Here is a 16,175-nt window from a genome sequence, read left to right on the forward strand (position 1 = left end):
AATTAACCCCACATTTGTGGGGTTTTTTATGTCCTTTTATTTCTTATTTTTGCTGTACAATAATGAATAATGAAGTACATCCTTTTCATACTCTTCTCTTTAGGTTTTGTAGCCAAGGCTCAGGTCGTTAATAAAGCAGAGACTAAGCCTCAACTTAAAAAAGAAGACACCCTTGTAATAGATTCCGGGAAAAAAGATTCCCTGAAAATTTTCAAACCTACTATTAATGATTACCAATATCAGACCCAGTTTTCTGAAAAGAAAGTTTTTGATACGGTAATGACTTTTGATAAAACCTATATCTTTTCACAACAAAATAATAAAGATAACTTCGGAAGAGTACAACCTGCCAACATTGGTTCAGGATTTAATCCTCTTGTATTTGAAGTTAATGATGAACAAAATCTTTCTTTATTGCCATCCAACAAATCTTACATGATCATTGGAGCAAATGATGTGAAATATTATGATGTCAAAACACCTACAGCTACATTTTTATATCATAATGCGATGAGAAACGGAGCGGCTCTAAAATCTACCTATACTCAGAATATCGGAAAAAGATTCAATTTTGCGCTTGAATATATGGGGCTTCGTTCACAAGGGCTTTACAGAAACTCCTTGTCAGCTAATAACAATACGTTATTTTCAGGGCACTATGTTTCAAAAAATGGAAACTATGAGCTTTTTGCCCATTATCTTCACCAGAATGTAAATAATCAGGAAAGTGGTGGGATTACTGAAGATAACCTGTTTCAGAGTGGAGACAGCAATTATAGTAACAGACAAAACGCACAGGTAAATCTGGCCTCTTCAAGTTCACAGTTTTCTTACAGAAGATATTATCTGAGCCATCAGTTTACTCCATTTAATTCTGAGAAATTTCCTTTCAGTATAAGACATATTCTTTCTCATCAGGGAAACAAATATTACTATAACCAAACTGCTTTGGAGCCTTATTGGTATGACGCTCCTACAGATTTAGTAAATGGCTTTCCATTGACAACCAAAAAATATTCTGAGAATTTCAGTAATACCGTGAGCTTGATTTTTAATAATGAAAAATTCAAATTGGATGCTGGAGTACGTTATCAGATCATTAAATTCGGGATAAGAGATGTTGTTGCACTCAACAACGTGCCTTTTCCTGGCGAGCTGAAAGAAAACAGAATCGGGGCTGTAGGAAACCTGCAGGTAAAACTTTGGGATAAAATTCAGCTAAATTCATTTCTGGAGTTTTCAAACGGAAGCCAGTTTAAAAGTTACCTGAAGACAACCAATAATCTAAAGTTTGAGCCTATCAAAGACTATTTCGTTAATGCTAAGGTAAACTTCCAGAGTGCATATCCATCATTCAATTACTTATTGAATACTTCAGTTTATAGTAACTTCAATTATTATCTTGAAAATGCGAAAAACCAGTCTGTAATGGAAGTGGGAGGAAGCATCAATCTGAAATGGTTTAAAACTGAAATTTTCGCCAATTATTTCAGAATCGAAAACTATACTTACTTTGATAGTAATGGAAGTCCGAAACAAAGTGACAATTCAGTGAATATCTCTCAGATTGGAGGAGATGCTACTTTCAGCTTCAACAAATTCCACCTTAATACAAGAGTGCATTTCCAGAATACCTTAACGAACAAAGATCTGCTTCCAATGCCAGGTTTCATCGGTAGAGCCAATTTCTTCTACCAGACCCAGGCTTTCAAAAAAGCAGCAGAAATTCAGGCAGGTGTTAAAGTATATTATTTTTCTAAGTTTGCATCAAGAGACTATTTTCCTGTTCTTAATGAATATATTCTTCCAAGAGCAGATTCATTTTCAATTGGAGGACAGCCTATCGCCGATATTTATATTAATATGAAGGTTAAAAAAATGTTCTTTTTCATAGAAGGGCAGCAGATAGGAACTGTTATTTCCAATAACAAAGCATATGCATTTCCACATTATCCGGTGTATGATTTCAGATTGAATATCGGAATCGTGTGGTATTTGTTCAACTAAAAACTATACAGGTTGAAAACAATTAATAAAATATCATTTAACGATATAGAAAGCATTCCTCAGCTGGTAAAGGATTTTTTAAATCAGAAGATTGAGGGGTTTGAAAATAATACATTTTCCTTAGATCATTTCAGGCAGCAGATTCATCTGAAAAAAGATTCTTTCACCTCTGAAAAAAGAAACATTTTAGCTGATGTATTTGAAGGACAGTTAGAAACTCTTTCTCTATCTTCAAAACAGAAAGAAAATCTTGAGAATCTTAAACAGCCCAATACGTTTACGATAACAACAGGACATCAGTTGAACCTGTTTTCAGGACCTGTTTTCTTTGTATATAAAATTCTTCAGACCATAAAGACATGTACTTATCTGAAAGAAAATTTTCCGGATTTTAATTTTGTTCCGGTGTATTGGATGGCTTCGGAAGATCATGACTTTGCGGAGATCAATCATTTTAAAACCGAAAATAATTATTACGAGACCAATGAGAAATCCGGAGGTCCTGTAGGGAGAATTGAAATAAGTGATACCTATTTCATTTCGGAATTTGAAAAAGAATTCAAAGATTCTATTTTTGGGACAGAACTCATCTTGATGATGAAGGAGGCTTATAAAGCAGGAAATACTTTGACGGATGCTATTAAGATCCTTGTCAACCGTCTTTTTTCAGAGTTTGGACTTTTGATTCTGGATGGAGATTCTAAGAAACTTAAAAATCAAATGAAAGAGATTTTTAAAGATGAGCTTCTTCATTTCAGCTTACAGAGAAATTCTGAAAATAAAGTGAAATTTCTGACAGAAAAGTATGGGAAGGTTCAGGTAAACCCTCGGGAAATTAATCTTTTTTACCTGTCTGAAACCAGAGACAGAATAGAATTTAACGGACAAAAATATATCATTGTTGATAAACCTATCCAGTTTACTGAAGAGGAAATACTGGATGAACTGGAAAACCATCCTGAAAAATTCAGCCCGAACGCGCTAATGCGTCCGGTGTATCAGGAAAATGTATTGCCGAATCTGGCTTATATCGGAGGAAATGCCGAAATCATGTACTGGCTGGAATTGAAAGATTATTTCTCAAAAACTAATATCCCTTTCCCTATTCTCATTCCGAGAAACTCTATGCTTTTTCTGAAAGAAAAGACATTGGGTAAAATTGAGAAACTTGATCTTAAAATTGAAGATTTTTTCCAGAACTTTACTGTACTTACCAATCAGAAAATTTTAAAAGATAATCCGATTTTGAAATTGCTTGATGAGAAAGAAGAATTGCTGATCAGTAATTTTTCTGATTTGAGAGCTTCAGCAGAAACCACTGAGAAATCTTTCGGTAATATGGTGAAGGCAGAAGAAGTACGACAATTAAAATCATTTAAAAGAATGAAAAAACGTCTGCTTCATGCTGAAAAAATAAAACAGAATGAATTGCTGGAACGACTTGAAAATCTGTTTTTAGATGTTCATCCTGCAAAAACATGGCAGGAGAGAGTATATAACTTTAGTGTATTCTTTTCAGATTATGGCTATTCGTGGCTTGAAAATTGTTTGGAAGAAATGGTGGTTCAAGATTCAAAATTAATAATTGTTGCCATTTAATTTTAAAGAAGTATTTTTGTAAATTATAATTATCGAATATGATAAAGAGGTTTTTTATTCTATCCAGTTTATGTATGGTTTTGGGAGTTTCAGCCCAGAAATCACATACGGTTGTGCAAGGTGATAATCCTTACAACATTGCCAAAAAGTATGGAATGACTGTAGATGAATTGCTGAAGCTAAACCCAAAACATAAAGATGGCAAATTGGCGATCGGTGATGTTTTAACTATAAAATCAGATAAAGCAGCCACTCCGGTGGTGACAAAAGCAGTTCTAACAGAAAAAGCAACTTCAACAACAAGCGCTTCTTCTCTGGGTAAAATTGTTTTACTGCCAAAACAAACAATCTATGGCATTACAAAGCAATACCGAATTTCTGAAACAGATCTGAGAAAACTGAATCCTGAATTGGATTCTCACTTGAAGATAGGAGACGAGATTACCTTACCTCTTGCCAGCATAAAAAAATACGGTGGTGCTCAACAGGCAGTTACCACAGAAAAACATACTGAAACTCCAGTTGAAAAAACAATAACAACTACTACACCTACAGCAGTTACTACAGCAGCAGAAGGAGAATCTTATGTAATCCAGGCTAAAGATAATTATTACAGAATTACAAAACAGTTTGGCATCAGCCAGCAGGATCTTTATGCTTTAAATCCAGGATTGGAAGAAAAAGGACTGAAACCTGGGGATACCATTAAAATAAAAAGAACAAATACGACTGCCAATACTGATACCGTTGCAGAAACTGCAAATCCAAAAGCAAAAATGGATTCCGGGAACGAAAAATCAACCGCTGCTTCCAATGTTGCATTAGGTGATGATTATGTAACCTATACAGTTCAGCAGGGAGATACAGTATTCTCTATCGTTAATAAATTCGGTGTTTCTATTGATGAGCTTATTGCTCTTAACCCGGATCTTTCACATGGTTTGAAGACCGGAATGGTTCTAAAAATCAAAAAGCAGGATGCAGCATACGTGAAGAAAAACGGTGATGCTTTAAGTGTTATCTTAATGCTTCCTTTCGGGTACAGTACTAACGAAACTCAGTACAGAGCAATGGCACTTGACTTTTTGACAGGAGCTAAATTGGCTATTGAAAGAAATGCAAGAGGAGGACAGAAACTGGATATCAAAGTTGTAGATTCAGGAAATGAAGCTTCGTTCAAAAATTCATTGACGCAGATTAATCCTGATAATACAGATCTTATTATCGGACCTTTCTTTAAATCCAATGTAATTGATGTTCTTGATTTTACTAAAAATCAGAAAATTCCGGTTGTAGCACCATTCGCCAACTCTCCTGAACTCTATAACTACAGCAATCTTATTATTGTTGAAACCAACAATCAAACCTATGCTGATAAGATTGTAGAAGAAGTAAAAGGAATTTATTCTGATCAGAAAATATATATAGTGGCAGATGCTAAAAAAGAAGATGCCAATTATATCAAAGCCGGCCTTGAAAAAGCGGTGAAAAATCCTAATATTATTATTGTTAATTCCCCGGCAGATATTCAGCCGGATCAGAATATGATGACAGGGCAGTCTGCACCGGTTATTGCTATTTTAGCGAATGATGATAATGCTGCAGGAGATGCTTTTGCTAACAGAATGATTGCGATGTCTAAAGAAGTTCAGGGAATAAAAGCCTTCAGTATGTTCTATTCTCCGGTTTTTGAGAAGAGAGTAGACGAACTGAGCCAGGCAAGCCTGGTCTATCTGATGGATAGAAAGATTAATACAGACGGTAATTTTGAAAAAGAAATTCTGGCTGCTTATAAAAACAAATACTGCAAAACTCCACCAAAATATGCGATCGTAGGTTTTGATGTTGTCAATGACATGCTAACCAGAGAAAACAAAAAAGGAGAGATCTTTAAACAGATGAATAAAGTTCAGACTCAGCTTGCTACCAAATTTGAGTTTGTAAAATCTAAAGCTAATGGTGCTTATGTAAATACCGGTTATAGAGTAATCAGGTTAGTACCTTAAATGATTTATAGCTGTTTAAAAGAATATTGTTAACATTATAGTTATATTTGCATAATATTTAATTCAATACATGAAAGCACTTGTATTTCCAGGGCAGGGTTCTCAGTTCGTAGGAATGGGAAAAGAATTGTATGATTCTAGAAAAGATATTAAAGATCTGATGGAATCTGCCAATGAAATTTTAGGTTTCGACATTCTTTCCATTATGTTTAACGGTACGGATGCGGATCTTAAGAAAACAGAGGTTACCCAGCCTTCAATATTTATACATTCAGTAGCAGCATTAAAAGCCGTAAATGGTCTTGGTGCTGAAATGGTAGCAGGACACTCTTTAGGAGAGTTTTCAGCTTTAGTTGCCAACGGAGTATTATCCTTTGATGACGGTTTGAAATTAGTTTCTGAAAGAGCAAAGGCTATGCAGGAAGCTTGTGATGCCAATCCAAGTTCTATGGCAGCTATCTTAGGATTAGACGATGCTAAGGTTGAAGAAATTTGTGCGCAGATCAGCGGTATTGTTGTTCCTGCTAACTATAACTGTCCAGGGCAATTGGTTATCTCAGGAGAAACTTCTGCAGTAGAAGAAGCTTGCGCAAAACTGAAAGAAGCAGGTGCTAAAAGAGCATTGCTATTGCCAGTAAACGGAGCTTTCCACTCACCATTGATGCAGCCTGCACAGGAAAGACTGGCTGCAGCTATCGAAAAAACAAAATTCAGAAAAGCGACCATTCCTGTATACCAGAATATCACGACAACAGCGGTAACCAATCCTGATGAGATCAAACAAAACCTGATCGCTCAGCTTACCGGTCCGGTAAAATGGACACAATCCGTTCAGAATATGATTAAAGATGGTGCATCTAACTTCGTAGAAGTAGGACCAGGAAAAACCCTTCAGGGATTGATCAAAAAAATTGACGGATCAGTAGAAGCTACTTCTGCAATCTAAACAAAAAATATGAGCGCGATATTTTCACCGGGCAAGCTTATGCTTACTTCAGAATATTTCGCAATAGATGGAGCTCTTGTCTTAGCGGTACCTACCAAGCTGGGACAAGAGTTTTTCTTTGAAGAAAAAGAAGATGGAAAATCCCTTATTCTTTGGGAAGCCTATCATCAGAATACACTATGGTTGCAGGCTGTCATTGATTATAAAACCTGGCAGATCCTGGAAACTAATATTCCATCAAGCGCTGAATTCATTACCAAAACATTGCAAAATGTTCAGCAGCTTTCTAATAGTAAATTCAAAACTGATCTTACTTATCATTTAAAAACCAATCTTCAGTTTCCGGCAGATTACGGACTTGGAAGCAGCTCTACTCTGATGAACAATCTTGCAGAATGGGCAGAGATTGATCCTTTTCATCTTAACTCCATCAGCTTGGGAGGAAGTGGATATGACATTGCAGTGGCGAAAGAAAAATCTGCAGTGCTTTTTCAGAGTAAACCTGAAATAAAATATGAAAGGGTAAATTTTAATCCATCTTTTAAAAATGAACTGATTTTTATTCATTTAAATCAGAAGCAGGATAGCAGAGAAGGAATCAATTTTTACAAGTCTAAAAAGAAGTCTCCGGAATTGGTGAATGAATTTTCCGATCTTACAAAAAAAATATTGTTATGTAATGAATTGGAAAATTTTTCCGAATTAATGATGATTCATGAACATAAAATTGCCGATTTTCTTGAAATTCTCACAGTTAAGGAAAAGTTATTCTCAGATTGCCCTTCATTTGTCAAAAGTTTGGGCGCATGGGGCGGAGATTTTGTAATGAGTGCCAAATTTGGGGACTATAAGAACTATTTTTGGGAGAAAGGTTTTCCCACTGTTTTAGAATGGGAAAATATAATTGATTCGTAATCAAATAGTTGTGATCCTGTTTTTTTATTTGCCATTCTGACTTATATCAGTATATTTAAACCACCTTTAACAAATAATTAATATTATTTTTGTTGAAGTCAATAAAGAAATAGAAAATATAAGTAAAATGAAAAACACTAAAATCATCCAGGATTTAGAGAAATTAGGGATTAAAGGAAACTATGAAGTAGTGTATAATCCTTCTTACGAAGAATTATATCAGGCTGAAGTTTCTCCTGAAAATCAGGGGTTTGAGCAAGCTGAGCTTACGGAATCTGGCGCAGTATCAGTAAAAACAGGAATTTTCACAGGTCGTTCACCTAAAGACAGATATATTGTTCAGGATGATGTTACAAGAGATACAATTTTCTGGGATGGTAAAGTAAACTTACCTACAACTGCAGAAATTTTCGGTTCTTGTAAAGAACTAGTGATGAATCAGCTTTCTGAAGCTAAGAAAATCTATGTAGTAGATGCATTTTGTGGTACAAATGCAGATACAAGACTTAAAGTAAGATTTATCGTTGAAGTAGCATGGCAGGCACATTTCGTGACCAATATGTTTATCCGTCCTTCTCACTACGAACTTGAAAACTTCGGTGAGCCGGATTTCACTGTAATCAACGGATCAAAAACAACCAACCCGAACTGGGAAGCTCAGGGATTACACTCTGAAAACTTTATCATGTTCAACCTTACTGAAAAACTACAGATCATCGGAGGTACCTGGTACGGAGGTGAGATGAAGAAAGGGATGTTTGCTATGATGAACTATTACCTTCCATTAAAAGGTATGGCTTCTATGCACTGTTCTGCAAACGTAGGTGAAAAAGGTGATGTTGCTTTGTTCTTTGGTCTTTCAGGAACAGGTAAAACTACTTTATCAGCAGATCCTAAAAGATACCTTATCGGAGACGATGAGCACGGATGGGATAATAACGGAGTATTTAACTATGAAGGAGGATGCTACGCTAAAGTAATTGACTTATCAGAAGAAAAAGAACCGGATATTTTCAGAGCTATCAAAAGAGATGCACTTCTTGAAAACGTTGTCGTGAACAATGGAGTAGCAGATTATACTGACGGATCTATCACAGAAAATACAAGAGTTTCTTATCCAATCTATCATATCAACAAAATTGTATTGCCTTCTAAAGCAGGTCATGCTAAGAAGATTGTTTATCTTTCTGCGGATGCATTCGGAGTACTTCCTCCGGTTTCTATCCTGAATGAAGATCAGGCTCAATACCACTTCCTTTGCGGTTATACTTCAAAATTAGCCGGAACTGAAAGAGGAATTACAGAACCACAACCATCTTTCTCACCTGCATTTGGTGAAGCGTTCCTTACATTACACCCAACAATGTATTCTAAAACATTGATCGGTAAAATGCAGGAGCACGGAGCTAAAGCATATTTGGTAAATACAGGATGGAACGGTACTGGAAAGAGAATTTCTCTGAAAGATACAAGAGCAATCATTGATGCCATCATTGACGGTTCTATTGACAATGCTCCTAAAACTCAGGTTCCAATTATGAACCTTGAGATTCCTACTGAATTGCCAAACGTTTCTACAGGTATTTTAGATCCTAGAGATACTTATGAGAATGCTTCAGAATGGGAAGAAAAAGCAAAAGATCTTGCTTCAAGATACATCAAGAACTTTGAACAGTACTGTGATACTGAAGAAGGTAAGAAATTAGTAGCTTCAGGACCTCAATTACAGGAACAAACTATCTAATAGTTACCAATTAACATACAAAAAGCCTCATCATCGATGAGGCTTTTTTTTATTCATATTTTTTACAGTTCTCAATCAGCTTGTTTTGTTCATCCAATTTTAGGATAGTTGATTTGATCGATTCTTCTGTGAGATATTTTATAATCATAAAGTGTTTTGAAGAAAAGTAAGGCTCTCCATCCAATATTTTATCTAAATACTGTGGGGTAGTGAAGGTCATCCAATATTTTGTTTTGTCGGAAAATTCAATGGTTACTTCTATAGCATCAGATTCAATATTTCCGATTTCATCATCAATATGAATAGAAGTTATTTCCGGTTCATTGTTTACACTAAAATAAAAATCAGAATACCACCTCAGTCTTCCTTCGTCATTCCAGATTCTTATATTTTCAATATTTATTTCTTCAATGATATAGGATTTTCTTTTCGTCAATTGCCCGGAATATATTCCAATGTCTTTACAGTAAACCTTATCATTTATCTTCATAAATTACGCTCTTACTATCCATAATTATCTGTGAAAATCTGTGCAATTCGTGGGAAAAGTATAAGCAACAAAATTACTTCAAGCTCAATAAAGCCAATCTATATCCATCCATTCCAAAGCCAGATAAAACCGCATCCGTATTAGCTGCCGTTACAGATTTTTGTCGGAATTCTTCTCTTTTATAAATATTGCTGATATGAACTTCTACTTTTTGCTTACGAATATTCTTCAGGCAATCAGCAATAGCATAAGAATAATGGGTAAAAGCTCCCGGGTTAATTACTACGGCATCAAAATCATCCTCCTGAAGCCTGTTGATAAGCTCTCCTTCAATATTAGACTGGTAATATTTTAATTCATGAGTCTGAAACTCGGATCTTAAATTTTCCAAATAGTTTTCCATAGAAACATTTCCATAGATTTCCGGTTCTCTTGTGCCTAACAGATTGAGGTTAGGGCCATTGATGATCAAAACTTTCATACCATAAAATTAAAAACTTTTTTTAATTAACCGTCAAAAATTTCAGTTGAGATTAACTTTCGTGCCATTGAATTATTGATAATGATATTTATCATGTTTAAGAAAGTGGTAAAGCTTGTAACTCTTTACTGTAATGGATTTTATTAAAAAATTAAGTTAATTTTTGAAAATTTATCATGAAAAATAAATAAGTCTACTTGTTTTGTAGACTAAAAGTTTCTAGCTTTGCAGTCATATTTCGATCGGCTTATAAAGAAAGATGGAGGGAACTGACCCTGTGAAATCTTAACAACCTACCCGTGGGGCAAGGTGTTACGTTCAGCCTTTTAAGGAAAAATAAGCATTTGGTTTATCGCATTTATCGATGCCCTTTGCTGACTTTTCTGCAAAGGGCTAAATTTTAATATATGATAAATAAAATTGATTATGATTAGCAAAAATTTATTCAATTCTAAAGCTTGGATACCTCCGGTGGCTGCATTTTTCCTGGGAATAACCAGCGTTAATGCGCAGAATTCCAAGCCGAAAAAAGATAGCCTTCATGAAAAGGAGATTGATGAAGTAGTAGTGGTAGCCTATGGAAAAGCTAAAAGAAATAGCTATACCGGTTCTGTAGCTACCATTTCCAGTGATAAGATTAATAACAGACCCGTAACGAATATTACCAAAGCATTAGAAGGGCAGGTAGCAGGGATCCAGACAACCAGTGCATCAGGGCAGCCAGGTGCTGTTTCTACTATCAGAATCAGGGGAATTGGCTCAATCAGTGCTTCCAGTGATCCTTTATACGTTGTAGACGGAATTCCTTTCGATGGAAATCTGAACTCCATCAGTCCAAGCGATATTGAATCCATCAGTGTTTTGAAAGATGCTACAGCAAGTGCTTTGTATGGTTCAAGAGGAGCAAACGGAATTATTATCATTACTACAAAATCAGGTAAGAAAGGAGAAGCCAGGGTTAATTTTAATATCAGTCAGGGATTCTCCGGAAGAGCTGTAAAAGACTATGAACAGGTAAGCACAGATCAGTACTTTCAATTATACTGGGAAGCTTTGAGAAACGGATATCAGTCCGGAAAAGTTTCTTCTCAGCAGGCTGCACAAATGGCGACGGATAATCTTGTTTCCACACTTGGTATTAATCCCTATGGAACTGCTTACCCTAAGCCGGTAGGAACAGATGGAAAACTATTACCAGGTGCGTCACCACTTTGGAATGATGACTGGAGAGATATTTTACAGAGAGTGGCCTCAAGAAACCAGGTGGATCTTGATATCAGTGGAGGAAGTGATAAAAGCAATTACTTTTTTTCACTAGGGTATCTGGATGATAAAGGTATGGCGATTGAATCAGGATATAAAAGATACAATACCCGACTGAAAATCAATTCAGAGGTAAAGAAATGGCTTAATGTTGGAGTTAACTTAAATTATACAAACAGTGTTCAGCAGGCACCAACTTCTTCAGATTCCAAGGCGAGCAACATCATCAATGCCGCACGGTTTATTCCTTCGTTCTATCCTTATTACGAAAGAAATGCTGATGGAACTTATGTTTTGGATGCCGACGGAAACCCGGTTTATGATTTTGGAAAATACAGACCAACGAATGCGCTTCAGAATCAGAATGCTGCTGCAACTTTGCCATTAGATAAAAACGAGAATAAAGAAGATAACTTTTCAGGAAAAGGATTCATGGAATTCACTTTCTTACCGGAACTGAAATTCAAGACAAGCTTCTCTGTTGATTTGGTGAACTATAATGGTCATTATTATTCAAACCCATTGTTGGGACAAGGTGCTGAAATTGGAGGTTCAGTGACGAAAACCAATAGCAGAACACTTTCCTATACAACCAGCAATATTCTGACATATGATAAAAAGTTTGGAAAGCATCACGTTAATGCATTAGCAGGACATGAATTCTATAAATATGATTATCAGACGATTTCCGGAACAAGAAGTCAGTTCTCCCTGCCTTACTACTATGAGCCGGATGCTGCTTCTCTACTGGGAAGTTTCAGTGGAAACAGTAATAAATTAAGCTTATTAAGTTTTCTGGGAAAAGTAGAGTATGATTATAACAATACTTACTTCTTATCTGCATCTGGAAGGGCAGACAGCTCTTCGAGATTTGAAAAAGATAACAGATGGGGAAGATTCTGGTCAGTAGGAGGTTCATGGAAGATATCTAATGAGGAATTTATTAAAAGCCTGAATGTATTCAACCAATTGACATTGCGTGCCAGTTATGGAGGTCAGGGGAATGATAAATTGCTTAGACCCAACGGACAACCACTTTATTACGCGTATCAGGAACTATACAGATTTATCAGCCTTGGTGGTGAACCTGGAACAACGCTGGAAAAAACATCTACCAATAATGTGAAATGGGAAACCAACCTTAATTTAAACGTAGGATTGGAATTCGCTATTCTCAATAACAGGATTAAAGGTAATATTGAATATTTCAAAAGACAAAGCCAGGATCTTCTGTTTAACATGCCGGTTGCGCCATCATTAGGAATCAGTGACTATCCTGCCAATATCGGAACCATTCAGAATACAGGGTTTGAATTTTCATTATTCACAACACCTATTAAGAATGATGATTTCCAATGGAATGTAGATGTGAACTTAAGTACTTTAAACAACAAGGTAACCAAATTGCCTGGAGGTTCACTTGTGGTAGGAACAAAGCTATTAACTGTAGGAGGTTCTGTATATGATTTCTTTATTCCTGAATGGGCTGGGGTAGATCCAAGCAATGGAAAACCTTTGTGGAAAACAGTTTCTACAGATGCCGGCGGAAACTCAGTGGAAGGAACGACTTCAGAATATTCAAAAGCGACAAAACTGTTACAAGGTTCTGCATTGCCGAAACTGACAGGAGGAATCAGTACAAGTATCAATTATAAGAATTTTGATTTCTCAGGGTTGTTGACATTTAAAATTGGAGGTAAAATTCTTGACAATGACTATACTTCCATCATGCATAACGGAAGTGCGGGAGGACGTGCATGGAGCGCAGAAATGCTCAACAGATGGACTCCGGATAATCCTAACACGGATGTTCCCGGATTAAGTACAACAACAAATAACTGGACATCAACCTCATCAAGATTCCTTTACTCCGGAACGTATGCAAGACTTAAAAACGTAAGTTTAGGATACACGCTTCCTGAGGATTATTTTGAGAAAATAGGATTGAAAAAGTTTAGAATTTATATTCAGGCAGAAAACCTTCTGACCTTCTATAAACATAAGGGAATGGATCCTGAACAGGCTTTGGATGGAACAACATATTACAGATATCCGGCAATGAGAACCATTACTTTTGGTCTTCAGGCAACTCTTTAACCTTTTAAAATTGAAACAATGAAAAAATTAAAATACATATCATTAGCACTTATTGGGTTTTTGTCGTTGACAAGCTGTGAAAATGATTTGGATACCGCACCTACTGATCAGGCCAACAGCGTAGAGGTTTTTAAAACTGCTGAAAGTGCTGAAACTGTGGTAAACGGTACCTGGGCAAAATTTAATAATGACGGGACAACGTACGCCAATATCGGTTATTCCACTGTTCTAAGAGCCAGTGATGCCATGGGAAGTGATGTGGCAGTGCTGACTAATAAATATGGTTTTGCCTCTACTTACGCTTTCACTGAAATGGTTAACAATACAGCAAGCCGTCCATTGTTTATCTGGTCTATGTTGTATTCTACCATCAATAATATGAATAATGTGATTACAAGAATTGATGGGACAGAAGGAAGCCAGGAGAAAAAGAATCAGGTGAAAGGGCAGGCAAAAGCATTACGTGCTTTCTGTTATCTGAATCTGGCAAGTTTTTATCAGTTCAGTTACCTGAAAGACAAATCAGTTTTGACAGCTCCCATTTACACTGAACCTTCCACAACAAGCACGGTAGGGAAGAAAAGAGCAAGTCTTGAAGAAATCTATACATTGATTAAAAGTGATCTTACGGATGCTGATAACCTGTTGAAAAGTTATACAAGAAATAATAAGGATAAGATCAACCGTGCTGTAGTGAACGGGCTTTTAGCAAGAACCTATCTGAATACCGGTGAATGGAGCAAAGCTTCAGCATCTGCGAAAATTGCAAGAGAAGGTTTCCCTTTGATGGCTCCGGAAAAATATAAGGATGGATTCAATGATATCAACAATGCAGAATGGATCTGGGGACACGGGCAGACGCAAGAACAATCAGATGCGAGCTATGCCTTCCACTATCTGGATGTATCTTCATCAGGAAGTTATTATTACAGCTTTATGGCGGATCCTTATTTCAAAGACCTTTTTGATACTAATGATGTCAGATCTCAATTGTTTTCATGGGACGGACAGAAAGGAAGAGAAGGATTGCTGAGGTATGCTAAGTTTAAGTTTAAACCAACCCTTATTGCAGATATTGTGTACATGAGAGCTGCAGAAATGTATCTGATTGAAGCTGAAGCCGAAGCAAGAAGTGGAAATGTTTCTCAAGCGGTAGCAGTATTGAACCAGTTGAAATCTGCCAGAAATGCTAATATTTATAATGGTTCATTAGCACAAAATGCAGTAGTAGATGCGGTTTTGATTGAAAGAAGAAAAGAATTATTCGGAGAAGGATTCTCTCTTTCAGATATCATCAGAACGCAGGGTATAGTAGTAAGAAAACCGTTTGTAGATGCTGACGGTAAACCCGTAAAAGTTCAGGTAACTACACCGGACGGAACTGTGAAAACCGTAGACGGTAAAGGGCATTCTGTTCTTGATTTTCCGGATAAATCTGCTTTTACACCCAATAGTAACTATTACTTATTCAGTATTCCTCAGAGAGAGTTTGAGAATAACCCGAATTTATAAGATATAGTCCATAATTAGATTGATTTTTTGAGCCACTGCTTTTGCGGTGGTTTTTAATATTAATAATAAAGGTAGTTTAAGTATAAATAATAAAAAACCATCCTTATTAAAGAGTGGTTTATGTTTTTTTAATATTGGAGAATTTATACTTAAAAGCCAAATTTATCTATCTGTTATTAAGGGAATAATGTTTATATCTTTAATAACCCTATAATTAAAGATATAAATCCCATGTAGTTTCCTATTTTTGGGGAAGCTTACACTTCCATAAATAGCTCCGAATACAATAGTTCACACTACCTTTGTTCTCGATTAGCTAACATACTTTTTATAGATTACTAATAAAGCAATTAAGAGTATGAGACCCAGGAAAAAGTATAAAATATTTAATCGATATCTTTTTACCTCCTCTTTTGTATAAGATAAGCTTTCTATCTTTTTCCTTGGGAAAATTAACTTCAGAGGCTGCGCTAATAAAAAGAAAATTAATAAAGTAAATAATGAAAATATTATTATTCGCAATATCTCCATTTCTAAATAGGGGTTAATAAATACCTGAACAAAGGCTCCCGAAAAAAGCATTATAGGAATATTATAGGGGAGACTAAAAACTAATATCGTCCAATTATACTGTCCCTTTGTTAACCAAACTTTTTCATAATATTTTTTCAAGCTCCAAAATAAATAAGTAAGTGTTTTCATAGATTATGGTTTTACCAGTTGTGTCTGGATATGGTTATAGGTATCAGTCAAATCTTTATAAATGAATGATGAATTCTGGTTTATTGTATTTTGCTTATCACATGATATCAGGCTAATGATAATCAGCAAATAAAAGGTGATAAAAAAGTGATTGTTTTTCATATGTGCCCTTTTTGATATTGAGTAATTTTTATTTTCAATGATATGAATTTTATTTTTATCATAAAGACCTTAGCTCTCCGAAGTCTTCCGACTTTGAAGCGTGTTTTTAACTAGTTCAAAGTGTGGAGACTTTCTGTAGCGAAGAAATCTTATATAATAAAAAATCCCCCGAAATGGACTGCCCCCAAAAAGTTAGACACTTTTTAGGGGCATTTTTTATGTATAAAAAAGAAAAATTTAGCGTTGCTTTC

At 35.7% G+C, this 16,175-nt stretch carries 10 protein-coding genes and 1 riboswitch; of the genes, 8 read left to right on the forward strand and 2 right to left on the reverse strand.

From position 1 onward, the window contains the following. The first annotated feature begins 69 nt into the window (after positions 1-69). From NK356_RS05355 to pckA, 6 genes are all read left to right on the forward strand, one after another. Positions 70-2,007 (forward strand): putative porin, encoded by a 1,938-nt coding sequence (locus NK356_RS05355; RefSeq protein WP_253316391.1) that lies wholly within the window; start codon positions 70-72, stop codon positions 2,005-2,007. 12 nt (positions 2,008-2,019) lie between these two features. Further along, entirely contained in the window at positions 2,020-3,606 is a 1,587-nt protein-coding gene (gene bshC / locus NK356_RS05360; protein ID WP_253316392.1) for a bacillithiol biosynthesis cysteine-adding enzyme BshC, read from the forward strand. Between the two features lie 38 nt (positions 3,607-3,644). After that, positions 3,645-5,612, forward strand: a complete 1,968-nt coding sequence (locus tag NK356_RS05365) for a LysM peptidoglycan-binding domain-containing protein (protein ID WP_253316393.1) — start codon at positions 3,645-3,647, stop codon at positions 5,610-5,612. Positions 5,613-5,682: 70 nt separating this feature from the next. Beyond that, on the forward strand, positions 5,683-6,558 hold the full coding sequence (gene fabD / locus NK356_RS05370; protein WP_034691418.1) for an ACP S-malonyltransferase: 876 nt from the start codon (positions 5,683-5,685) through the stop codon (positions 6,556-6,558). A gap of 9 nt (positions 6,559-6,567) precedes the next feature. Then, a complete protein-coding gene (locus tag NK356_RS05375) occupies positions 6,568-7,473 on the forward strand; it encodes a GYDIA family GHMP kinase (RefSeq protein WP_253316394.1) in 906 nt (301 codons plus the stop codon). A 127-nt stretch (positions 7,474-7,600) separates the two neighbouring features. Further along, positions 7,601-9,217, forward strand: coding sequence for a phosphoenolpyruvate carboxykinase (ATP) (gene pckA / locus NK356_RS05380; protein ID WP_034691414.1), 1,617 nt, complete (start codon positions 7,601-7,603; stop codon positions 9,215-9,217). Positions 9,218-9,266: 49 nt separating this feature from the next. On the opposite strand, the gene NK356_RS05385 is transcribed toward pckA, so the two are convergent. Further along, the gene (locus NK356_RS05385; RefSeq protein ID WP_253316395.1) at positions 9,267-9,707 is read right to left on the reverse strand and encodes a hypothetical protein; all 441 of its coding nucleotides are present in this window, start codon (positions 9,705-9,707) and stop codon (positions 9,267-9,269) included. Positions 9,708-9,780: 73 nt separating this feature from the next. After that, entirely contained in the window at positions 9,781-10,188 is a 408-nt protein-coding gene (locus NK356_RS05390; RefSeq protein WP_253316396.1) for a type II 3-dehydroquinate dehydratase, read from the reverse strand. A gap of 244 nt (positions 10,189-10,432) precedes the next feature. Then, positions 10,433-10,531: riboswitch (SAM riboswitch) on the forward strand. Between the two features lie 83 nt (positions 10,532-10,614). Here NK356_RS05390 and NK356_RS05395 point away from each other — a divergent pair. Both NK356_RS05395 and NK356_RS05400 read left to right on the forward strand, forming a co-directional pair. Then, positions 10,615-13,548 carry a TonB-dependent receptor gene (locus NK356_RS05395; protein WP_253316397.1) on the forward strand — a complete coding sequence of 978 codons (2,934 nt, stop codon included), beginning with the start codon at positions 10,615-10,617 and terminating at the stop codon, positions 13,546-13,548. 18 nt (positions 13,549-13,566) lie between these two features. Next, complete coding sequence (locus NK356_RS05400) at positions 13,567-15,060, forward strand: RagB/SusD family nutrient uptake outer membrane protein (RefSeq protein WP_253316398.1); 1,494 nt, start codon at positions 13,567-13,569, stop codon at positions 15,058-15,060. The last annotated feature ends 1,115 nt before the right edge of the window (positions 15,061-16,175 follow it).

The sequence above is a fragment of the Chryseobacterium sp. S0630 genome (genome assembly GCF_024158915.1).
Taxonomy (GTDB): domain Bacteria; phylum Bacteroidota; class Bacteroidia; order Flavobacteriales; family Weeksellaceae; genus Chryseobacterium.